At 52.3% G+C, this 22,508-nt stretch carries 23 protein-coding genes; 15 read left to right on the top strand and 8 right to left on the bottom strand.

Annotated elements, in window-relative coordinates; translation table 11 throughout:
* Nucleotides 1–35: 35 nt before the first annotated feature.
* From mlaD to mlaF, 3 genes are read right to left on the bottom strand one after another with little or no spacing between them, the layout of a single operon-like run.
* Nucleotides 36–497, bottom strand: a complete 462-nt coding sequence (gene mlaD / locus CCY32_RS10230) for an outer membrane lipid asymmetry maintenance protein MlaD (protein WP_088330531.1) — start codon at nt 495–497, stop codon at nt 36–38.
* 16 nt (nt 498–513) lie between these two features.
* Complete coding sequence (gene mlaE / locus CCY32_RS10225) at nt 514–1,290, bottom strand: lipid asymmetry maintenance ABC transporter permease subunit MlaE (protein ID WP_088330530.1); 777 nt, start codon at nt 1,288–1,290, stop codon at nt 514–516.
* Nucleotides 1,290–2,087, bottom strand: a complete 798-nt coding sequence (gene mlaF / locus CCY32_RS10220; RefSeq protein WP_088330529.1) for a phospholipid ABC transporter ATP-binding protein MlaF — start codon at nt 2,085–2,087, stop codon at nt 1,290–1,292. The genes mlaE and mlaF overlap by 1 nt, the downstream gene beginning before the upstream one ends.
* Nucleotides 2,088–2,431: 344 nt before the next feature.
* Between mlaF and CCY32_RS10215 the strand changes: the two genes are divergently transcribed.
* The 11 genes from CCY32_RS10215 to CCY32_RS10165 all read left to right on the top strand — a co-directional run bounded on the left by CCY32_RS10215 (nt 2,432) and on the right by CCY32_RS10165 (nt 11,982).
* Entirely contained in the window at nt 2,432–3,391 is a 960-nt protein-coding gene (locus tag CCY32_RS10215; RefSeq protein ID WP_088330528.1) for a calcium/sodium antiporter, read from the top strand.
* Between the two features lie 18 nt (nt 3,392–3,409).
* Nucleotides 3,410–3,964 (top strand): 3-deoxy-manno-octulosonate-8-phosphatase KdsC, encoded by a 555-nt coding sequence (kdsC, locus tag CCY32_RS10210; protein WP_088330527.1) that lies wholly within the window; start codon nt 3,410–3,412, stop codon nt 3,962–3,964.
* On the top strand, nt 3,961–4,524 hold the full coding sequence (gene lptC, locus CCY32_RS10205; RefSeq protein WP_088330526.1) for an LPS export ABC transporter periplasmic protein LptC: 564 nt from the start codon (nt 3,961–3,963) through the stop codon (nt 4,522–4,524). Before kdsC ends, lptC begins: the two co-directional genes overlap by 4 nt.
* A complete protein-coding gene (lptA, locus tag CCY32_RS10200) occupies nt 4,508–5,035 on the top strand; it encodes a lipopolysaccharide transport periplasmic protein LptA (protein ID WP_088330525.1) in 528 nt (175 codons plus the stop codon). The genes lptC and lptA overlap by 17 nt, the downstream gene beginning before the upstream one ends.
* The gene (gene lptB, locus CCY32_RS10195) at nt 5,035–5,760 is read left to right on the top strand and encodes an LPS export ABC transporter ATP-binding protein (protein ID WP_088330524.1); all 726 of its coding nucleotides are present in this window, start codon (nt 5,035–5,037) and stop codon (nt 5,758–5,760) included. Before lptA ends, lptB begins: the two co-directional genes overlap by 1 nt.
* Before the next feature lie 77 nt (nt 5,761–5,837).
* Nucleotides 5,838–7,310: an RNA polymerase factor sigma-54 gene (locus CCY32_RS10190; RefSeq protein ID WP_088330523.1), complete on the top strand. Its 1,473-nt coding sequence runs from the start codon at nt 5,838–5,840 to the stop codon at nt 7,308–7,310.
* A 22-nt stretch (nt 7,311–7,332) separates the two neighbouring features.
* The gene (hpf, locus tag CCY32_RS10185; protein ID WP_088330522.1) at nt 7,333–7,620 is read left to right on the top strand and encodes a ribosome hibernation promoting factor; all 288 of its coding nucleotides are present in this window, start codon (nt 7,333–7,335) and stop codon (nt 7,618–7,620) included.
* An 11-nt stretch (nt 7,621–7,631) separates the two neighbouring features.
* On the top strand, nt 7,632–8,075 hold the full coding sequence (gene ptsN, locus CCY32_RS10180; protein ID WP_088330521.1) for a PTS IIA-like nitrogen regulatory protein PtsN: 444 nt from the start codon (nt 7,632–7,634) through the stop codon (nt 8,073–8,075).
* Nucleotides 8,072–8,920 carry an RNase adapter RapZ gene (gene rapZ, locus CCY32_RS10175; protein ID WP_088330520.1) on the top strand — a complete coding sequence of 283 codons (849 nt, stop codon included), beginning with the start codon at nt 8,072–8,074 and terminating at the stop codon, nt 8,918–8,920. Before ptsN ends, rapZ begins: the two co-directional genes overlap by 4 nt.
* Nucleotides 8,917–9,198 (top strand): HPr family phosphocarrier protein, encoded by a 282-nt coding sequence (locus CCY32_RS10170; protein WP_088330519.1) that lies wholly within the window; start codon nt 8,917–8,919, stop codon nt 9,196–9,198. The genes rapZ and CCY32_RS10170 overlap by 4 nt, the downstream gene beginning before the upstream one ends.
* 354 nt (nt 9,199–9,552) lie before the next feature.
* Complete coding sequence (locus CCY32_RS10165; protein ID WP_088330668.1) at nt 9,553–11,982, top strand: prolyl oligopeptidase family serine peptidase; 2,430 nt, start codon at nt 9,553–9,555, stop codon at nt 11,980–11,982.
* 89 nt (nt 11,983–12,071) lie between these two features.
* Here the strand turns inward: CCY32_RS10165 and CCY32_RS10160 are convergent, their stop codons facing one another.
* The 3 genes from CCY32_RS10160 to CCY32_RS10150 form a co-directional block, all read right to left on the bottom strand.
* Nucleotides 12,072–12,572 carry a DUF1456 family protein gene (locus CCY32_RS10160; protein ID WP_088330518.1) on the bottom strand — a complete coding sequence of 167 codons (501 nt, stop codon included), beginning with the start codon at nt 12,570–12,572 and terminating at the stop codon, nt 12,072–12,074.
* 87 nt (nt 12,573–12,659) lie between these two features.
* Nucleotides 12,660–13,430 (bottom strand): 23S rRNA pseudouridine(2604) synthase RluF, encoded by a 771-nt coding sequence (gene rluF / locus CCY32_RS10155; protein WP_210401723.1) that lies wholly within the window; start codon nt 13,428–13,430, stop codon nt 12,660–12,662.
* 16 nt (nt 13,431–13,446) lie between these two features.
* Nucleotides 13,447–14,358 carry an AEC family transporter gene (locus CCY32_RS10150; RefSeq protein WP_088330517.1) on the bottom strand — a complete coding sequence of 304 codons (912 nt, stop codon included), beginning with the start codon at nt 14,356–14,358 and terminating at the stop codon, nt 13,447–13,449.
* A 352-nt stretch (nt 14,359–14,710) separates the two neighbouring features.
* Here CCY32_RS10150 and mgtE point away from each other — a divergent pair, with 352 nt between their 5' ends.
* The gene (gene mgtE / locus CCY32_RS10145) at nt 14,711–16,069 is read left to right on the top strand and encodes a magnesium transporter (RefSeq protein WP_088330516.1); all 1,359 of its coding nucleotides are present in this window, start codon (nt 14,711–14,713) and stop codon (nt 16,067–16,069) included.
* Here mgtE and CCY32_RS10140 read toward each other — a convergent pair.
* A complete protein-coding gene (locus tag CCY32_RS10140) occupies nt 16,050–17,300 on the bottom strand; it encodes an MFS transporter (protein WP_088330515.1) in 1,251 nt (416 codons plus the stop codon). The two genes, mgtE and CCY32_RS10140, sit on opposite strands and share 20 nt — an antisense overlap.
* A 196-nt stretch (nt 17,301–17,496) precedes the next feature.
* Between CCY32_RS10140 and CCY32_RS10135 the strand changes: the two genes are divergently transcribed.
* The 3 genes from CCY32_RS10135 (at nt 17,497) to CCY32_RS10125 (ending at nt 21,441) form a co-directional block, all read left to right on the top strand.
* Nucleotides 17,497–19,842: a glycosyl hydrolase family 65 protein gene (locus CCY32_RS10135; protein ID WP_088330514.1), complete on the top strand. Its 2,346-nt coding sequence runs from the start codon at nt 17,497–17,499 to the stop codon at nt 19,840–19,842.
* The gene (gene pgmB, locus CCY32_RS10130) at nt 19,839–20,489 is read left to right on the top strand and encodes a beta-phosphoglucomutase (protein ID WP_088330513.1); all 651 of its coding nucleotides are present in this window, start codon (nt 19,839–19,841) and stop codon (nt 20,487–20,489) included. Before CCY32_RS10135 ends, pgmB begins: the two co-directional genes overlap by 4 nt.
* A gap of 88 nt (nt 20,490–20,577) precedes the next feature.
* Nucleotides 20,578–21,441, top strand: a complete 864-nt coding sequence (locus tag CCY32_RS10125) for a hypothetical protein (RefSeq protein ID WP_088330512.1) — start codon at nt 20,578–20,580, stop codon at nt 21,439–21,441.
* Nucleotides 21,442–21,487: 46 nt separating this feature from the next.
* Here CCY32_RS10125 and CCY32_RS10120 read toward each other — a convergent pair whose 3' ends face one another.
* Nucleotides 21,488–22,501 (bottom strand): LacI family DNA-binding transcriptional regulator, encoded by a 1,014-nt coding sequence (locus tag CCY32_RS10120; RefSeq protein WP_246840586.1) that lies wholly within the window; start codon nt 22,499–22,501, stop codon nt 21,488–21,490.
* Between the last annotated feature and the right edge of the window lie 7 nt (nt 22,502–22,508).

Below are 22,508 nucleotides of genomic sequence, written 5' to 3'. Positions count from 1 at the left end.
ATGAACCGCGATGCTCCCTCGCGGCACATACGAGATTAATCGCGGTTAAAAAGAAACTGACCAATCAGGTCTTCCAGTACCAAAGCGGATTTGGTGTCTGCAATAAAGTCACCGGGCCTGAGCGGTTCGATACCGTCAATGGAAAAGCCCGGCTGCAACCCCACATATTGCTCTCCCAGAAGACCGGAGGTAAGAATAGAAACTGACGTGGTTTCCGGAAAATCTTTATATTCCGCAGAAATTTCCAGCGTTACCACGGGGGTATAGTCCTCACTATCCAGGCTAATTCTGCCAACCCGACCGATGACCACGCCGCCCACTTTTATCGGCGAGCGCACTTTGAGGCCACCGATATTGTCGAATTTCGCTTTCAGTTCGTAAGTTTCACCATTACCGGAGATGCCGGCATTGGCCACCTTTAGCGCCAGCATTAACAGGGCCGCGATCGCCAACGCGACAAACAGCCCAACCATTATTTCAATTTTCCTTGAGTTCATCATCATTCCTCTGTGATTAACTGCCGAACATTAATGCCGTAAGCACGAAATCCACGCCCAGTACCGCCAGTGACGAATAGACCACGGTCTGGGTAGTTGCCTGACTGATGCCTTCGGACGTCGGAATACAGTCATACCCCTTAAACACTGCTATCCAGGTGACAACAAAAGCAAACACCACACTCTTGATCACGCCATTGAGCACATCTTTATTAAAATCTACCGCAGACTGCATCACCGACCAGTAGCTGCCACCGTCTACGCCAAGCCAATCCACACCGACCACCTGGCCACCCAGAATGCCGACGGCGCTAAAAATCAACGCCAGCAGGGGCATCGAGATAACGCCTGCCCACATCCGCGGTGCAATCACCCGACGCATAGGGTCAACCGCCATCATTTCCAGGCTGCTGAGCTGTTCGGTGGCTTTCATCAGACCAATTTCTGCGGTGAGCGCAGAACCTGCGCGACCGGCAAACAACAAGGCCGTCACCACCGGCCCCAGTTCACGCAATAATGACAAGGCCACCATGGGTCCGAGACTTTCCTCCGCCCCGTAGTCCACCAGCACCGTGTAAGCCTGAAGGGCCAGCACCATGCCAATAAAGGCACCGGATACCAGAATGATCAACAGTGACTGCACACCCACCACATAAAGCTGCTTGATGGTAAGCGGGAACATTTTCAGTGGCTGGGGTTTTGCCACCAGAGCACTAAAGAGCAAATAAGAGGCCCGCCCTAATCCTGACAATTTACCCAGAGTTTTAGCGCCCAATGTTGCGAACCATTCCATTATTGGCACTCCAGTAAATCGTGTTCCAGACTGTTAGCAGGATAATGAAAAGGCACCGGGCCATCGGCCTTACCGCCGAGAAATTGTTGCACCAGCTCGGAGTCCTGCTCTCTGATTTGCGCCGGGGTCCCCTGACCTATGATTTTCTTATCTGCCAGAATATAAACGTAATCCGCAATCGACATGACTTCTTTGACGTCATGAGTCACCACGATACTGGTCAGATTAAGGGCATCGTTGAGTGCCTTAATCAGCTTGACCAGCACGCCCATAGAGATAGGATCCTGCCCCGCAAAGGGCTCGTCATACATAATCAGTTCCGGATCCAGCGCAATGGCCCTGGCCAGCGCGGCGCGTCTTGCCATGCCTCCGGACAGTTCGCTGGGCATCATTTGGGCCGCACCGCGCAAGCCCACGGCCTGAAGCTTCATCATCACCAGAATATGAATCAGACGTTCTGATAAATCTGAATGTTCGCGCAAGGCGAACGCCACATTGTCGAACACACTCATATCGGTAAACAGCGCCCCGCTTTGAAACAGCATGCTCATCTGGCGCCGTACCTGAAATAAGCGGCTGCGCTTCATGGCCGGTATGGATTCACCTTTAAAACGAATATCGCCACTATCTGGACGCAACTGACCGCCTATCAACTTCAGTAGAGTGGTTTTACCTATGCCGCTGGGCCCCATGATGGCAGTGGTTTTTCCTTTGGGGATAGACACAGAAATACCGTCGTAAATCTTTTTGTCTCCCCTGGAAAAACTCATGTTGTCGATCGTTATCAGGTCGTCCATTCTCTAATCCAAAATCCTGGCTGTAAGTAAGGTTCAGGTGCACTAACTCAGGCTGCCTGTTGTGTGGCGTATTGTACTGTTTTTCAATAGGCAGTGAAAAAGTTAAAAAGTAATAAGTTGTGTTCTAAATAATGATACGGTCCGGGTGAGACAACGGATTATCACCTGAGTTTAGCCAAGTATAACCGGGTGCACGTCACAACACCGGTCAAGCGCGGCCGCGGATTGTAAACGATAGCGGTTACTTACTCAATGAGCTGAGCGGCCTAAACCTGTTGTTGGCATAGGCAAACGCGCTTCGATTTGCGACAATCGCGCTCATCATTATTCACAGCGCCTGAGTTATGCCACTGACGCAGCTTGCCATTTTCATCGCTGGCCTGATTGTACTGAGTTGGAGTGCCGACCGTTTCGTGGCTGGCGCTTCGGGATTAGCCGCCAATCTGGGGGTGCAACCTCTGCTTATAGGCATGACGATAATGGCCATGGGGTCATCCGCGCCGGAGATTCTGATCGCCATCAGTGCCTCTGTGAATGACAGCAATAATCTGGCCATCGGCAATGCCATTGGCTCCAACATTGCCAATATCGGATTGGTGCTCGGTGTCACCGCATTACTCAGACCGCTGCAGGTTACCTCAGCCAGCCTGAAACGAGAGATGCCCATGGTCATGGCCGTGTCGGTGTTTGCTGCGCTGTTGCTTGCCGACAGTTACCTTTCCGTAACTGAGGGGTATCTGCTGCTGGTGACATTTGTTGCGACCCTGGGGGCCCTGGTCTGGCTGTCAGCCCGCGCAACACGCAGCGACCCTCTGGTTCAGGAGCTCACTGCAGATATACAGCAACAACATAGCAAACTCTTCAACCTGTTTTGGCTGATAACAGGTATGATACTGTTACCCGTCAGCGCGCACTTTATGGTGGAGGCGGCCACGGCGATTGCCCGCTTTTACGCAATTAGCGATCTGGTCATCGGCCTTACCATTGTGGCCATCGGCACCAGCCTGCCAGAATTGGCGGCCTGTGTTGCCAGCGTGGTGAAAAAAGAACAGGATTTGGCGCTGGGCAATATACTTGGGTCCAATATTTTTAATATACTGGCCGTGTTAGCGGTACCTGCCCTGCTCGCCCCGGGTGGGGTAGACGAATTGGTCATACAGCGGGATGTTCCTGTTATGCTGGTATTTACTGCGCTGGTGATTTTTTTCAGCTTTGCCATCCGCGGCAAACAACGCATTGAAAACTGGCAGGGTGGATTGCTGCTGGCAGGCTTTGTGGCCTTTCAATTCAGCTTATTTCCATAATATTCAATCAGATTGCAGATGAGCCATACAACAACATTGTACAGTGACATACCCTCATCCCTGTTCGCACAATTTGCCAACATCAAACTGTTGGTGTGTGACGTGGACGGCATTTTTTCAGATGGACGCATCTATCTGGGCAATCAGGGCGAAGAGTTCAAGGCCTTTCACACATTAGATGGCTATGGTGTTAAAGCCGTGATGAAAGTCGGCATCGACGTGGCGGTCATTACTGGCCGGCGCTCGCAAATTGTGGAAGACAGAATGACATCGCTGGGCATCAGGCACATCATTCAGGGTGCTGAAGACAAACACCAGGCGCTGGAACAATTGCTTGAGCAGCACCCTTATCACTTAGAACAGGTGGCCGCCATGGGCGACGATATGCCCGACTTAGGCTTATTCCGACATGCGGGTTTGCGTATCAGTGTGCCGCAGGGACATCCCTTTGTGCAGCAACAGGCTGATTATGTGACCCAGCGCTCAGGGGGATTTGGTGCGGTAAGAGAAGTCTGCGACCTGCTGCTTCAGGCACAGGGTAAGCTCAGCCTGATCCATGGCAGCAGCACATGAAACGCATTTATATCAGCATCGCCCTGCTGTTTTTACTGATTCTGGCCACCAATAACCTGTGGTGGCTGGACAGTGAACAACCTGAGTCCGTTAAACAGGATGAAACCTTTTTGCAGCCCAACTATCTGGCGTCGAATATGCAGACCCGGCTGTTCAATCAACAGGGACAACTGGCGCACAGTATTTACGCCGACAGTATGGAGCACTATGATCTGCTCGGTTTTACCTTATTTCAGCAACCCCGATACAAAATATTCGTGGGTGAAGGTGAGGCGCCCTGGGAAGTGACCGCTGAGCAGGGCACCCTGTATGAAGATAACCGCATTCAACTTGAAACCAATGTGAAAATTGTCAGTCAGGATAAAGATGGCTTTATCCGTACAGTGACCACCCGCTTTATTGAAATCAACCTGAGTGAGAAAACCATGCATTCAGACCAGAGCGTGATCATTTCTGGCGACAACTATACCATCAGTGGCAACGGCTTCTCGGCCGATCTGACCAGCAAACAATTTGAACTACTGGACCATGTGCAGACAATTTATGGCAAAAAAAGTTAACTACCTGCTCCTGGCGCTGCTGAGCTTTAGCGCCGGTGCAATCAATCAGGATTTTGAGCAACCGATTAAGGTGAAGTCAGAATACCAGTCGGGTGATGGCATAAAAAAAGTCACTATCTTTCGTGAAAACGTCAACATCACCCAGGGCAGTCTGGTCATCAATGCAGATGAAGTGGAAGTCAGCGGCGAAAAAGGGGATGGCCAGGAGGTTTTTATTGCCCGCGGCGAACCGGCCAGCTATGAACAAACCATGAAAGACGGCAGCCGCATCCGTGCCGTTGCCAACAATATCGAATATCAGGTTCAGGGGCGTATTCTGACACTCACCGGCAATGCTGAACTGCATCAGAACAGCCACAGCGTGCGCGGCTCATCCATCGAGTTCAACATGGAAAAGGAACAGTTGATGGCCCAGGGCACCGATGACGGCGACGGACGGGTGACCACCATCTTCCAGCCAGACACCGCGAAACCAGCCAAACCCAAGCAAAAAACGGAGCAACAGGACTGATGGCAGTGTTAAGAGCCCAGCATCTGGCCAAGTCCTATAAAAACCGTCAGGTGGTGCAGGATGTCAGTCTGGATGTGGCCAGTGGCCAGATTGTGGGCCTGTTGGGCCCCAACGGAGCCGGTAAAACCACCTCGTTTTACATGATTGTGGGCCTGGTTCCCATGGATAAAGGGCAGATCTTTATTGATGACAATGAACTCACCCTCGAACCCATGCATGTGCGCGCCCGAGCGGGTATCGGTTATCTGCCTCAGGAAGCCTCGATTTTTCGCAAGCTGACGGTCTATCAGAATCTGATGGCCATCCTTGAAACACGCAAAGATCTCAATCAGCAACAGCGCGAGGAAGAAGCCGACGCGCTGCTGGATGAATTTAATATTAATCACATTCGCACCAGTGCCGGCATGAGCCTATCTGGCGGTGAACGGCGGCGGGTGGAAATTGCCCGTGCCTTGTCGGCAAATCCGCGTTTTATTTTGCTCGACGAGCCCTTTGCCGGGGTCGATCCCATTTCTGTCAGCGACATAAAAAATATCATTCGCCACCTGCGGGACCGCGGCATAGGCGTGCTAATCACCGACCACAATGTGCGCGAAACCCTTGATGTTTGTGAGAAAGCCTACATTGTCAGTCATGGGGAACTGATCGCCCAGGGTAGCGCCGATGAAGTACTCAATAACAAGCAAGTCAGAGATGTATACCTGGGTGACCAATTCAAGCTATAGTTAGAGAAAATACTGTCCGGCGAACGTGAACATTCAGCCGGAATAAACAAGGCCATCGGAACGAATATAAGAAGTACATGAAGCCTGCATTACAGTTAAAATTCAGCCAACAACTCACTATGACGCCTCAGCTTCAGCAGGCCATTCGCCTGTTGCAGTTGTCGACGCTGGATTTACAACAAGAGATTCAGGAGGCGCTGGAATCCAACCCCTTGCTGGAATCGGAAGAATCTGCCGATCAAAGTCAGGCAGAGCAATCCGAGGCCAGTGAACTCAATGGTGAAAGCAGCGACAGCGTCACCACCGACAGTGACAGTATCGAGACCGGCGCGGCACTGGAAAAACAGGAGCTGCCCGAAGACCTGCCCATGGATACCACCTGGGATGAATATTACAGTGCTTCTTCTGCGCCCGGCTCCTCGGCCGTCAGTGCGGGCGACGATACCGTATACCAGGGGGAAACCTCTGACAGTATTCAGGACCATTTGCTCTGGCAAATGCGTTTAACCCATTTCAGTGACACCGATCAGGCCATTGCCATGGCGATTATCGACTCCATTGATGATGTGGGTTATCTGACGGTCTCAACAGAAGATATTTTGCAAAGTATCGATGATGAAGAGGTCGATTTGGATGAAGTGGAGTGTGTATTAAAGCGCATTCAGATGTTTGATCCGGTTGGCGTGGGTAGCCGCAGTGTGCAGGAATGCCTGTTGGTGCAGCTTCGTCAGTTTCCTGCGGACACCCCCTGGCTGGAACAGGCAAAATCCCTGATCCTCGAATACAGTGACTTACTGGCCAGCAAAGACTATCGCACCCTGATGCGCAAAGCCCGTCTCAAAGAGGATGAGTTGCGCGAGGCCTTGCGCCTGTTGCAGACCCTCAATCCCAGACCCGGCAGTGCCATTGCCACCAGTGAGCCGGAGTATGTGATCCCCGATGTGTCGGTGGCCAAGAAAAACGGTCGCTGGGTGGTGGAACTCAACCCCGACAGCTTACCCAAACTGAGCATTAATCAGCAATATGCCGCCATGAGCCGCAGCACTAAAAATGCCAGTGACAGTCAGTTTATCCGCTCACACATGCAGGAAGCTAAGTGGTTTATCAAGAGCCTGGAAAGTCGTAATGACACCTTGCTCAAAGTGGCGAACTGCATTGTGCAGCAACAACAGGGCTTCTTTGAGTATGGCCCCGAAGCCATGAAACCCATGGTGCTCAATGATGTGGCCGAAATGGTGGACATGCATGAGTCAACCATTTCCCGGGTGACCACGCAAAAATATATGCATACGCCACGGGGCATTTTTGAACTGAAATACTTTTTCTCCAGTCACGTTGCCACCGACACTGGCGGTGAGTGCTCCTCGACCGCCATCCGTGCACTGATTAAGAAGCTGGTCGCCGCAGAAAAACCGGCGAAACCCTTAAGCGATAGCAAGATTGCAGATTTGCTTGCCGAGCAAGGCATTAAAGTTGCCCGGCGAACAATAGCAAAATACCGGGAATCTCTGTCGATTCCCCCGTCCAACCAACGCAAAAGCCTGTTATAGGCCAACAAGAGGAAGAGGCATTATGCAAATCAACCTTACTGGACACCACGTTGAAATTACCGACTCTCTTCGGGACTATGTTGATACAAAATTTACCAAGTTGGAGCGACACTTCGATCACATTAACAATGTGCACGTGATACTGAATGTCGAAAAGCTTAATCAGAAGGCTGAGGCCACCCTGCACCTGCATGGCGCTGAGGTCTTTGCCACGGCCGAACATACCGACATGTATGCCGCTATCGACGGCCTGATTGACAAGCTCGACAGGCAGGTGATCAAGCATAAAGAAAAAATGAAGCGACACTAAACAGACGCCGCATGGAAATTAAAGACATCCTTACCCCTGACTGCACGCTCTGTGCAGTTCAGGGCACCAGTAAAAAACGAATTTTTGAGACCATCAGTGACGTGGCCGATAAACATCTGCCCGAAATTGAGCTCGATCCTATTCTCACCAGCCTGCTGTGTCGTGAAAAAATGGGCAGCACAGGCATTGGCAACGGTATTGCCATTCCCCATGGTCGCCTGGCCGGCCTGGAAAAAGTCATGGCCGTGCTGATTACCAGTGATGGGCCGGTGGCTTACGATGCCATCGACAATCAACCGGTAGATATTTTCTTTGCCATTTTAGTCCCCGAAGAACAGGCACAGGGGCATTTACAGACACTCGCCACCATTGCCGCCAAACTCAACGACAAGGACGTGGTTAAACGCTTACGCCACGCGAAAACCAATCAGGAACTTTACGAGGCTATTGTGTGAAACTCATTATCATCAGTGGCCGGTCCGGTTCCGGCAAATCCATTGTGCTTCGCTCACTGGAGGATCTGGGCTACTACTGTGTAGATAATATTCCGGTCAATCTGCTCCCCACCCTCACTCACACGGTGGTGGATGAGTACGATCAGGTAGCCGTGAGCATTGACGTGCGTAATCTGCCCAAAGATCCGGAAGAGCTGGTAGAAATTCTCGATTACCTGCCGTCTAACTGGGAGCTGATGATTCTGTATCTGGATGCCAGTGACGATGTGCTGATCAAACGTTTCAGCGAGACCCGTCGCCTGCACCCCTTATCCAAACGCAGCAAATCCCTTACCGACGCCATTCAGTCTGAGGCCACCCTGCTGGCCCCCATTGCCGAGCGCGCCGACCTTTTTATTGATACCGGCGAGTTATCCGTACACCAACTGGCTGAACTGGTACGAGAACGCATTCTGGGTAAGAAAAGCTCCCGCCTGGTGCTGGTGTTTGAATCCTTTGGCTTTAAGCATGGTATTCCCAAAGATGCCGATTATGTGTTCGATGCGCGTTTTTTACCTAACCCCCATTGGGAGCCCGACCTTAAGCACCTGACCGGGCTGGACCCACAGGTAGAGAGCTTTTTGGGTTCACAGGCCATTGTGACCAAGTTTATCTGGCAGATTCAGAACCTGATTTCCACCTGGTTACCGCACCTTGAGCGCAACAACCGCAGTTATGTAACCATCGCCATCGGCTGTACCGGCGGGCAGCACCGCTCCGTGTATGTGGCAGAGAGCCTGGCCAGAACCTTTAAGGCGGTGCACCCGGATGTGCAGATTCGTCATCGGGAGCTAAGCCGCGAATGAGTACACCAAAGCTGGAAAAAATTCTGCTGATTCAAAATAAGCTCGGTCTCCATGCCCGGGCCGCCACCCAACTGGCCAAACTGGCCAATCAGTTTGACGCCGAAGTCACCCTGCATCAGGGCGACAAATCCGCCTCCGCCACCAGTGTGCTGGGCCTGATGATGCTGGAAAGCAGCATGGGCAAGGAAGTCAGGGTGATCAGCGAAGGCAAAGACGCCCAGGCCGCCATGGATGCCGTTGAACAACTGATTCAAAAGAAATTTAACGAAGAACAGTAAGAGAAGAAACAGGGGATAAAAGTAAAGAGCCTAGCGCTCTAGATCTGAGTAATACCCTTGCCCCATCTCTGCACCGCCTAACGTCACAAAAAGCCCGCTTCCCCTGATTTAAAGCCAAACTTTCGTATAGCAGTAATACCGCAGACAACGCCCGCGTATTGTGTCTCTGCGTTTACATTCATTAACACTTTTTTTTGCTCTCACTCGCCCCCTTTCACGTAAAAAAACAGTACCCTTTCGGGTTGATTTGCACGGTGCCCGTGCACTCAGGCGGAGCAATGCCTCTGGCCTGCCGGCACCCTGTGTTATCCCTTAGTAACAATGTGGAAAACAATAATGATGAAAGGACAACTCATGCGAAAAACCTGGTTTGGCCTCGGGGCCAGCGCCCTGCTAATGATGATGGGGGCACCGCTTTCGGCAAATGCGGCGCTAGAATACCAGAAGCCCTCGGAAGAAATCCTGCAACTGGTGGACGTGAAACGGGCCCCCTACTTCCTGATGAATGAGGCCCAGGATCAGGCCATCATGCTCTACCGTGACAGCTTTAAGACCATTGAGGAACTCTCTGAAGAAGAGCTGCGCCTGGGGGGCCTGCGTATTGATCCCAAGACCAATATCGGTAGCCGGGTCAACTTTTACAACGATCTGAAAATAAGACGCATAGACAGCAATCAAACGCTGGAGATAAAAGGCTTACCGGAAAATCCCCGGTTAACCAATTTCGCCTGGTCACCCGATCAGTCACACCTGGCGATGACCCATAAAACACCAGAAGGTGTTGAACTTTGGGTTGTAGATATTGAGAAAGCTGAAGCAAAGCGCCTGACCAAGCCCAATATTAACGCCAATATGGGTGATGCTGTCAGTTGGTTTGCCGACGGTCAGTCACTGCTGGTTAAAGTGGTGCCCGGCGACCGCAAGCCGCTGATTGACGCCAAGTCCGCCACGCCAAGCGGCCCCACCGTCTCTGTCAGTGACGGTAAAAAGGCGCAGAACCGCACCTATCAGGACCTGCTCAAAAACAAGAACGACGAATTTAATTTTGAACAGCTGACCCGTTCAGAACTGGTGAAGGTGTCGTTAGATGGCAAGCAAACGCCCTGGCTGAAGGCCGCCATGTATGGGGATGTCAGCGTATCGCCCGATGGCCGTTATGTGCTGGTAACCCAGTACAGCAAGCCTTTCAGCTATCTGGTGCAGTATAACCGATTCCCCTCCACGACGACGGTGTACAGCGCCAAGGGTAAAAAGGTTAAAGAGATTGTCTCGGTGCCGCTGATTGAAGATTTGCCCAAAGGCTTTATGGCCGTGCGTGAGGGTAAACGCGCTGTTCAGTGGCGTAATGACAAGCCCGCCACACTGGTGTATGTCGAGGCGCTGGATGGCGGCGATCCGGCCAACGAAGTTGAGCACCGCGATCAGGTATTTGCGCTGACCGCACCTTTTGATGGGAAGCCACGCGCACTGCTGAAGCTGGTCAATCGTTACTACCGCATTAACTGGGGTGATGACGAAAATGCCATTGCCCAGGATTACTGGTGGAATACCCGTAACACCAAAGCCTACCTGTTTAACCCGGCTGACAATGCACAACAACCGGTGGTATTGCAGGATCGCAACTACCAGGATGCTTATAACGATCCCGGTAGCTTTGTTACCCGTCGCAATCAATACGGAAAGTCGGTATTGGCCCTTAAAGACAACAAGGTATTCCTGCTGGGTGATGGCTTTAGCGACGAAGGCCAGTTTCCGTTTCTCGACAGCCTCGACTTAGGGTCGCAGGAAACCGCCCGTCTGTATCAGTCTGACTATACTGATCGCCTCGAAGAGCTGGATGACTATGATCCGGAAAAAGGCCGGTTAACGGTCAGCATCGAGTCTAAGAATGCTTACCCGAACCGCTATTTCAGGGATATCACCAGCGGTGAGCTGGATCAGATCACCGACTTCGAGAACCCTTTCAAGGCCATCCAGAATGTGCATAAAGAAGTGGTTAACTATCAGCGTGAAGATGGACTGGATCTGAGCGGCACCTTGTACCTGCCTACCGACTACGAAGAAGGTAAACGCTACCCCATGATCCTGTGGGCCTACCCCCGTGAATACAAGGATCAGGACAGCGCGTCGCAAAATACGCAAAACCCCAATGAGTTTACCTACCCCTTCTGGGGCTCGCCGATTTACTGGGTCACCAAGGGCTATGTGGTCCTCGATGACGCGGCCTTCCCCATTGTGGGTGAAGGGGAAGAAGAGCCCAATGACAGCTTCCGTAAGCAGTTGGTGGCCAACGCCAAAGCGGCCATCGACACGCTGGATAAGCGCGGTCTGATCGATCCCGACCGGGTTGCGGTGGGCGGACACAGCTATGGCGCCTTTATGGTGGCTAACCTGCTGTCGCACTCGGACCTGTTTGCCGCCGGTATTGCCAGAAGCGGGGCCTATAACCGTACGCTGACACCCTTTGGCTTCCAGTCAGAAGAGCGCTCTTACTGGGATGCACCGGAGGTTTACTATCGTATGTCGCCCTTTATGCATGCGGATAAAATGGACAGCCCGCTATTGCTGATCCACGGTGAGGCCGACAACAACAGTGGTACCTACCCCATGCAGAGCGAGCGTTACTTCAATGCGCTCAAGGGCCTGGGGGCAACCGCAAGACTGGTGATGCTGCCCAAAGAGTCCCATGGCTATCGTGCCAAAGAAAGCATTCTGCATCTGCTCTGGGAGCAGGACAGGTGGCTGGAAAAACACGTGAAGCAACAGCAATCCGACACCGAGTAACGTCGCTGCTATTCAACCACTGATCAAAAACGCCGGTTAATACCGGCGTTTTTTTATTACAGCCCCTAAAAGGGTAGCGTCCAAAAAGGTTAGGTCGCATCGGGCGCGGCTTTTGACCTAGCATCGGGGCGGTTGATCTGTACCATTCCCTGTAAGAAGTTGCGCAGTAGCTGATCACCACACTCGCGATAACTGCGATGACCCGGCTTTCTGAACAGTGCCGTTAGTTCACTTTTCCCCACCACCAGGCCACCCGCCTTCAAGATCTTCATCATGTCTTCTTGCTGATAGTTCATGGCAATCTTTATCTTGCGCAAAATATCGTTGTTACTGAGTCGCTCACCGGCTTTTAAAGGCACAGGCGCGGCCCCTTCGCGCTGACCGCGATGTTTAATGATCAATCCATCCAGGAACAGGGCCAGTATTTTATCGCGGCAGGGTAGAAACCCCGCTTCATCTTCGCGACGCATCATATTCAACAAATAGTCTTCTTCCAGAGAGTAATCCACCAGCCGGAATACATTGATGGTCGCGGTATTGTCCAGACTCAGAGCAAAACGCAGGCGGCGCAGAACGTCGTTTAACAACATGGGAGGTTCCTTAAAAGAAGAGCACAGCACATCCTGAACCGACGTGTGATGCCAAAAATGGATAACGTAATAAGAGAATGGCGCATATCACTCTGCGCCGTCTGCGGTTTTTTTAGAATGCTGCACGGCGTCATTGATACGGGCCATTTCCTGGTCCGTCAAATTACGCCACTTCCCGGCCTTAAGATTGCCCAGACTAATATCCATAATCCTCACCCGCTTGAGTCGTGTCACTTCATAACCGAGAAATTCGCACATGCGCCGGATCTGACGGTTAAGTCCCTGGGTGAGGATAATCTTAAACACGAAACGGCTTTGCGGTATCACCTTGCAGGGCTGCGTCACGGTGCCCAGAATCGGCACCCCTTTGCTCATCTGGCGCACAAAACGCTCACTCACCGGCTGATTCACCGTGACAATATATTCTTTCTCATGACGATTGCCGGCGCGCAGGATCTTATTCACGATATCGCCGTCTGTGGTGAGCAGAATCAGCCCTTCAGAATCTTTGTCCAACCGGCCAATCGGGAAAATACGCTGGGGATGATTAATCGCATCAACAATGTTGCCGCGCACATTGCGCTCCGTGGTACTGATGATGCCCGGCGGCTTATGATAGGCAATATACACGCGGTCTGATTTGTCGGCGGCACTGCTGCCAATGGCCTTACCATGGACCTCAACGCTGTCGCCGGGGGCGACCTTGGTGCCCAGCTCCGGCACCTTGCCATTGATGGTCACCACGCCCTTTTCAATCAGTTTGTCCGCCTCACGGCGCGAACAATAGCCCGAGTCACTGATAAATTTGTTTAGCCTGATCAGTTTGCTTTCACTCACAGCGGTTTCCCGTGGATTCAAAGTGCGGCATTGTAGCCTATCCCCATTGCTGAAGCAGCCAGTACCAAAATGGTAAGGTGAGAAAACTGCAAAACAGACCGGCACCGATCAGGGCAGCAACAAAACGCGGTGCCAGTGCCGCACCGATAGCCAGCGCACCTGCAGACACCATTGGCGGCATAGCCGCCTCAAATACTGACACCTGCAGCAACAGCGGCTGCGGTTCAAACAGCCATAATAGCCCCAGCGCCATCGCCGGCATCAGCAGCAGTTTAAATGCCAGCGCAAACATCAGAGGGGCTTTCTGTCCGCCATCTAGCTGCAGACGAAACTGAAAGCCCACGGCGATCATCACCACCGGCACCAATGTGGAAGCCAGCGAATCCAGCAGTAAATTCATAAAGGGTGGGTAGCTCCATCCTTTCAACGCCAGGCCCAGCAACATGGCAATAAAAGCCGGGAACAGTAATACCTTGGCCACAATCTGTTTGCCTGTGGGTTTGTCCGTAGCAGGATTAAACCAGGCGGCGAGAATGGTGGAGTAGGTAGCCAGCGCCAGGAATGAGCCCGCCTGGTCGTAAATAATGGCAAAGGGCAGTCCTTGATCACCATAAAAGGCTTCCACCATGGGAAAGCCCAAAAAGGAGGTATTGCCAAGCGGTAACACTACCAGCAGCGCCCCAATCACATTGCGTTCCCAGCGCAGCAATCTGCCCGCCAACAGCACCGCCGCCGCGGTTCCCAGCAGCAGCACCCAGGGCAGCACCGCAGGCATCCACAGTTGTGTCGAAAAGGTCAGCAACGGCATTTTTTGCAGTACCAGCGCCGGCAGTGCCACATACAGCACATACTGGTTGAGCACAATGCCGGTTTCGGCCGGAAACTGTCTGACCCGGCGCAGCTGGGTGCCAACCAGCAGATAGATCAGGACAAGAAAAAAGTTTTCCATGTCAGCCTGTTGGTGTTGAAGATTTTGCGCTGACTTTACCGTTACTGAAGGCAAATAACCAATCAGACTTTAGATGCATTGGCTGGCCGTGAGACCCTGCGATAAGATTCGCGCCCTGTTACTGGCCAGTTATGATGCCACCCGTAGCCCGGATAACGGTTTATATCCTAAGCCGTAGCGTGATAGTGGAGCGCCTGCATCTCCCACTCTAGAGCACCGATGCAAAAATGCGCCGGGGTCAAAACCCTGTCTGGCCTGATACTTAAATGTGCTGTAGCCAAGATAACTACTGATCTAAAGGGCGACATCCACTAAACTATCAACAGAAAATCAATAAGTTGCATAAGGGATCATGGAACAAGCCTTCGAGAGCCAGTCTCCTTACCAACAGCTTCAGACCATTAATAATGCCCTGAGCAGCGGTATGTACGTGCATGTGCGCAAAATGCTGCACCATATGCCGGCACCCGATGTGGCATTTTTGCTTGAGTCTACACCGGCGAAAAGCCGGGCTGTGTTATGGCAACTGATCGACCCGGAATTCCACGGCGATATCCTCGAAGAACTCTCCGAAGACGTGCGTAACGGCATTATCCGCCAGATGATGCCGGAAAAACTCGCCGATGCCCTCGAAGACATGGATACCGATGATCTCGCCGAATTGCTGCGGGGCCTGCCGGATGCCATTTTCCAGGAAGTGCTGCGCTCCATGGACGAGCAGGACCGGCAGCGGGCAGAACAAGCCTTATCATTTGGCGAGGACACCGCCGGTTCAATCATGAACACCGATACCATTACCTTAAGACCCGAGGTAACGGTAGATGTCATTCTTCGCTACTTACGCTTGAAAGGTGAGATCCCCGAAGACACCGATGCCTTCTATGTGGTCAATCGCCATGACAAATTAATCGGCCTGGTGCCGGTTGTGCGCCTGCTTACCGCCACTGCCGATATGACGGTGGAAGAGCTAATGGATGAGGAAGCCGAAGCCATTCCCGCCGATATGCCAGAAGGCGAAGTCGCCAAAATGTTCGAACGCTATAACTGGGTTTCGGCGCCGGTAATCGACAAAGAGCGTCATCTGCTTGGCCGGATCACCATCGATGACGTGGTCGACATTATCCGCGAAGAGGCTGAACATAGCATGATGAGTATGGCCGGTCTGGATGATGAAGAAGATACCTTTGCACCGGTGCTAAAAAGTACCCAGAAACGCTCTATCTGGCTGGGTGTCAACCTGCTCACCGCACTGCTGGCGGCCATGGTCAGTGATATGTTCGAGGAAACCTTAAGTCAGCTCGCGGTGCTGGCGATCCTCAATACTATCGTGCCAAGCATGGGGGGCGTGGCCGGCAGTCAGACCCTGACTCTGGTGATCCGCGGTATGGCGCTCGGTCATGTCAGCGGTGGCAACAGCCGCTGGTTGATTGGTAAAGAGCTGGCGGTCGGGGCCCTCAATGGTGTGATCTGGGCAGTATTGATCGCCGGCGTAGTGGCACTTTGGAAAGACGATCTCATGCTGGGCGGAGTCATTGCCTTTGCCATGATGATCAATATGGTGGCCGCCGGTCTCGCGGGTGCCACCCTGCCCCTGTTGATTAAAAAGATGAAAATCGATCCGGCCCTCGCCGGCGGGGTGATCCTTACCACCATCACCGATGTTGTGGGGATTTTTGCTTTCCTGGGCAGCGCTACGCTGATGTTGATGTAACCGTATCGCCCTTGGTGCTCCATCTCCAGAAGAAATACAGCGTGAAGGTGATAGCAACGATGGGCAGCAGCGAGAAATAAAAGGCGCTTTGCCCATCGAAGCGGCCAAACACCAGTCCGGTAATCACTGACCCGGTGGTGCCCCCCAAAGCAGAGAAAATCACGATCAAGCCGGTCATCGCCGAGTGCTGCACCTTGGGCAATGACGACAACATAATGGAATTAATCGCCGGATAGATGGGCGCCATAAAGAGTCCAATCAATGGAAACAAAAAGGCGGCAACCGGTGCACTCGCCCAGCTCACATCGGGATTCACTTCAGCCAGACTGGCCAGTGGCATCGACACCAAAATCAAAACGGCCATGGCCAGCAGACAAATATTCAGCAGTGGATACCAACTGATAAAACGCATCAGTTGCCCTGCGCCGAGTCGACCAATCGCCAGACAGGCGGCAAAGATACTGGTGGCCTGCACACTCATATCTGCGGGCAGGTGCAGCACTTCGTTATTGAAGGTCGGTAGCCATGTACCAATACCCTGCTCAATCAGCACGTATAAAAACGCCGACAGGATAAACACCAGTGCCAGCGGCTTGAGGGCCAGCTTCAGCATGGCCACAAACTCATCCACCGAGCGACTCTGTTTGGCAGGTACCGGATTCGCATAGGGCGTAAACAAAATCATCAAAAAATTAGCCGCCCCCAATGCAGCCAGCCACCAGTAAACATTCAGCCATTGTAACGAGTCCGGGTTGCTGCCATCGATAAAGGCACTAAACAGCCAGTAGCCGGACAGGACACCCACCATAAACAGCCCTTCGATGGTATTCATCACAGAGGCATGTTGCTGGCGATCATCGGTGATCAGACCGACAGTGGAATACAGCGAGACTTTAACCAGACCGAATGCAGACCCCACTGCCAGAAAAAGCAGCTTACTCATCCAGAATTGCGGCACCAGTGGCATCATCAGACAAGCCAGCGTGACAATCGCAGTACCGATTAACATGGCTCGACGATAGCCGAAACGAGGCAGATAGGCCGCAAACACAAAGGAAACAAAGGCAATGGGCAGATCTTTGAATCCTTCCAGAACACTGGCCGCCTCTTTACTCACGCCGTAGCTGTTAATCACCTGCAGAATCACTGTGCCCACACTATTGAGCAGAATAGCGAAAACGAAATAGGTAAGAAAAAGTGAGTATTTAACCCTGACGCGATTGGCAATCATAAATAGCTACCTGTGTTAATCCAAGGAGTCAGCTGTTGCCCCGGCCAGTGCAAAGGACGTCACGCAATGCGTTTGTGAAAGGCTAACAGTTCAGAGAAGAGTTTACCTTAAATTAACATAATTGCAATCGATTGCATTATTTTGTAAATACTCTTATCCTTGTCTCAGATATTTATCAGAAGAGGACAGTCAGCCCATGCAACCAAAAGGTTCATCCCCCTTGTTTGCGGCCGATGCCTGGCAACTGGCAAGCGAGCAGCATGACAACAGCAACACCTTGTTGGAAGAAACCCTATTCGCGCTGGCTAATGGCTATCTGGGCACCCGAGGTACCTTAGAAGAAGGCAGCCCGGAAGAAGACGTCAGCTGTGAAGGGACCTATCTCAATGGGGTATATCACAGTGAACCGATCACTTATGGTGAGGTGGCTTACGGCTATGCCAGTCACAACCAGAAAATGCTGCAGGTTCCTAATGGCAAAGCCATGCAGTTTAGTCTGGAAGGCGAGCGGATCGGATCCCACCACGCCAGCAGTTCTCGGCGTTGGCTCAACTTTAAAGATGCCACCTTTAACCGCGACATGCGCTGGCAGAGTCAATCCGGCAAGCAGATTACCCTCACCAGCCGTCGCTTTGCTTCATTGGCCACGCCGAACCTGCTGGCGCTGCGCACCTATATCACCGCGGACAATTTTTCCGGCCGCATCATGCTTAACTCCGCCCTGGATGCCGACTATGGATTCAGTGCTGACAAAACAGATCCCCGCGCTGGCCAGTTGAATATGGCGGACAGCCTGAATCTGCACCGGGTTGCCGTTGAGGAGAACCAACTGCTGTTACAACACCAGGTGAAAGACAGTACCTTTGTTATCAGCACCCTGGTTGATCATCATTTTTCCCAAAGCCCGGTGTCGGTCAGCTTTGAGCGCAGCGAGAAATGCCCTGCCCTGACCTATGAATTTGAGCTTAAACAGGGCGAAACCCTGATCGTCGAAAAGTACGTTTTATATCATCATCGTCGCCAGGGCGATCTGGCCGACATGGCTGTGCAGCAACAACAGACCATGCAGGATATCCTCGGGCAAGGCTGGCAGTCTCTGCTTGATGTGCACCACAGCAAAGTGAGTGATTTCTGGCAATCCAGTGATGTGGAAATCGAAGGGGATGCGCCACTGCAACAGGGGATCCGTTTTAATCTGCTGCATTTGTTTATGTCGGCAGGCAAAGACGGGCACAGCAACATGGGAGCAAAAGGCCTGACCGGCCACGGTTACGATGGCCATTACTTCTGGGATACGGAGATCTATATCCTGTCATTTCTCTCGGCCACCAACCCGGACATCGCCCGCAAGTGTCTGGAGTACCGTTACCATACTCTGGACGGTGCCCGTAAACGGGCCCGTGAGATGTCACATAAAAAAGGGGCTCTTTACCCCTGGCGCACCATCGGCGGGGATGAATGCTCAGCCTTCTTCCCGGCGGGCACCGCTCAGTATCATATTAATGCCGCCATCGCTCACGCCATCCGTCACTATTATCAGGCCAGTGGCGACTGGGCGTTTATTCGCGATTTTGGTGCTGAGATGTTGTTTGAGACGGCCCGCCTGTGGCTGGATCTGGGGCATTTCAACCCACGCAACGGGGGAGCATTTTGTATCGACGGGGTGACCGGACCGGATGAATACACCGCCATTGTGAATAATAACTTTTATACCAATGCCATGGCCCGATCCCATCTGCGCTTTGCCGTTGATGTGGCAGACAAGCTCAAAAACCAGGTGCCTGTGGTATTTGACCGTCTTTGCAAACAGCTGAATCTGCAAGCAGAAGAGATAAACGACTGGCAGCAGGCCGCAGAGAAGATGTATCTGCCTTATGATGATGATCTTGGGATCAACAAGCAGGACGACAGCTTTTTAGACAAGAAGCCGTGGGATTTTGCCAGCACCCCGGCACAGCACTATCCCTTGCTGCTGCACTATCACCCGCTGGTGATCTACCGCCATCAGGTACTCAAACAGGCAGATGTGATTCTGGCGATGTATTTGTTGGATGAGGCATTTTCCAAAGATCTGAAAAAACGCAATCTGGCCTACTACGAGCCCCTGACCACGCACGACTCGACACTATCGAGCTGTATACACAGTATCGAATTTGCCGAGATCGGCGAGTATGCGCGGGCCTATGAGTTCTTCAAAGATACGGTGCGCATGGACATCGATAATCGCCATGGCAATACCGAATACGGCATTCATACCGCCTGTATGGCGGGCTCCTGGATGGGTATCGTGAACGGGTTTGGTGGGCTGCGTATTCGCCATCAACAGTTGCATTTTGCTCCCCACCTGCCAGCGCACTGGACTGCGTTCAGTTTCCATCTCCATTGCCTGGGCAGACGCCTGAAAGTGCGGGTGGAGAATAAACAGGTGCGCTATGAGTTATTGCAGGGGGAACCTCTGCGCATTTTCCATCATCGGCACCCTGTGATGCTACAGCCACAGCAACCGGTCAGTGTAGAGCTAAAAACGGAGGCTTTGTTGTGACAATCAAGGCATGTATTTTTGACCTGGACGGCGTCCTCACCGACACCGCCGAGTATCACTTTTTAGCGTGGAAAGCCCTGGCTGATGAGCTTGGTGTGCCCTTTACCCGCGAAGACAACGAACAGCTCAAAGGCGTGGATCGCATGGGTTCACTGCACTTTATTCTGCAAAAAGGCGGGCTCTCTTTGTCGCAACACAAGGTTCAACAACTGGCGGACAAGAAGAACGTCCACTATCGCCAGCTCATTGCCCATATGACCGAAGCCGACCGCTTTGACGGTGTTACCGAATTGTTTGAACAGTTACGCGCCCATGACATTGCCATTGGTCTTGCGTCATCCAGTAAAAATGCACAGCTGGTGTTACAGCGCATTGGCATCAGTGAGGCGTTCGACTATGTGGCCGACGCCAGTCAGATAAAACAGGGCAAACCCGCCCCGGAGATTTTTCTGACCGTGGCCGAGGCGCTGAATGTGGCGCCGGCGCAATGTGTGGGTATTGAAGACTCCCTTGCAGGTTTGCAGGCCATTATCGATGCGGGGATGGTTGCCGTTGGCATCGGTGACAAAACAGTGTTGAGTCAGGCGGAAAAAGTCTATGCCCATATTGGCGAGCTGGAAGTCACCGCAATACTCCGGCAACTGTAAAGTAAGATTGTCACAAAAAAGTGCTCGTAACTTGTATAATCGGGGAGACTTCACTAGGATGCTCGACCGATTTTTATACAGGTACTGTATGCCCGCTTTTCGTTTTTTGCTTGTTCTTGCCTTTATCACCTTGCCGGTGAGCGCTGCGCCCATGGTGTGGCTGGCGGAATACGATCCTAACTTTGAAAAAGCGATCAGCATGGACGAGCAAACCCAGCAGATGATCCTCAGCGGGCTGGAAGAGGTGCCGTTTGAGGTAGAAAAGACTCATCCAAAACGGGGACTCAAGCGACTGCAAACCGACGCCAATGTCTGTGTAGGCGATAAAATTTACAGCCCCGAACGTCAACGCTTCAGTCTGGCCAGCGCCCTTCCACAAGTTGTGGTGCCGGGTCTGCGCCTGTATTTACGTGAAGACATCGCCAAAAAACTGTCTTTACATGATGACACCACCGCGCTGCCCGACTTTAACCAATTAATGCAACAGCTCCCTCAGCTGCGAATTGGCATTATGCAGGGCCGTTCGTACGGCAATGAACTGGATCAGGCCTTAAAAAATCCCAGGTGGCAAAGTAATATCTGGCAACGCAGCGGCTCAGATATGGGTTCGGGGGTGGTGTCCATGCTGATGACGGGTCGGGTTGATGGCATTTTTGAGTTTCCTAATGTGTTTAAGCATTACAGTCAGCCCTTCTCCGAGGCGCCAGCAATCACCCCGGTACGTATCAGAGAAACGCCTGAATATATCAGTGGTTATGTGCTGTGTTCCCGTTCCGAACAGGGCCAGCAGGCCATTGAGGCCATCTCTGCGCGCATTCGTGCGCTGTCCCGTGAACGTGACTACCTGGACACCCACCTGCAATGGTTTGATGAGGACATCCACCAGCAACTGGTGGGGTATTATAATCAGGTCTATGGCACCGCGTTCAGCGTTTTGGGCCACACAGAATAGCGGCTGTCATCATCCCAGTACTGGTATTGTCCGCTCATGGGCCGTATCAGTGTGCTTTGCGGCTGGATTCCCTGACAATCAGCTGTACGTCCAACACCTGAGAGCGCGCGGGTTTACCGGCCAGTTTATCCAGTACCTTATTCACCAGAAGCTTTCCTCCCTCCATGGTCTGTTGGCGAATGGTGGTCAATGAGGGGTGACAAAACATCGACATGGCCACATCGTCAAACCCCACCACGGCAATGTCTTGCGGGATGGTCAGTTCCGACTCCACCAGTTTTTTCATCGCCCCGAGCGCAATCACATCAGACACCGCAAACAAACCATCAATATCAAAAGGCTGCTGTTTAAGCATTCGGTTGGCGCTGGAATAGCCTGATTCACTGGTAAAGTCAGTGGCATAACGCAATGACTCATCGATGGTTTTGCCGGCTTGTTGTAATGCCAGACAATAGCCCTGCCAGCGCTGCTCCATCTCACTGTGGGCAATGTCACCGAAAAACGCGATACGCTCACAGCCCTGATTCAACAGGTGAGTCACGGCCAGATAGGCGCCCATTTTATTGTCACTGCCCACCGTACAATACTGGCTATCGGGCAGCGCGGCCCCCCACACCGCAAAGGGCAGGTCTTCGGTGGCCAGGCGATCAATCCGTTTATCGTGTTCACCCTGACCAATCACAATCAACCCATCGGCACGCTTGGAATCAAAGTAATAATCACGCCAATCATCAGAGGCGGTGCGGGTATTAGACAAGAGCATGTCATACCCGTGCAGGGTCAGTTCATCGGCAATGGCGCCCAGAATGTCCAGTAAAAACGGATCGGATATACCGCGCTCCGTGCGCTCTTTAAACAGCACCACAACAGCGATGACATTGGTTTTCTGAGTCCTCAGCGCGCGCGCCTTGGCATTAATTTTAAAGTTATGATCCCGTGCTACCTGTTGAATCTTGCGACGGGTTTTTTCGGCGATCAGAGGGTTATCATTCAGGGCCCGGGATACGGTGGATTCAGAAACCCCGACGATGCGGGCAATATCGGCAATGCTTTTCGCCATTTTTTCG

This window comes from Lacimicrobium sp. SS2-24 (genome assembly GCF_002201535.1).
Taxonomy (GTDB): domain Bacteria; phylum Pseudomonadota; class Gammaproteobacteria; order Enterobacterales; family Alteromonadaceae; genus Lacimicrobium.
This window is presented reverse-complemented; position numbering and strand designations above follow the sequence as displayed.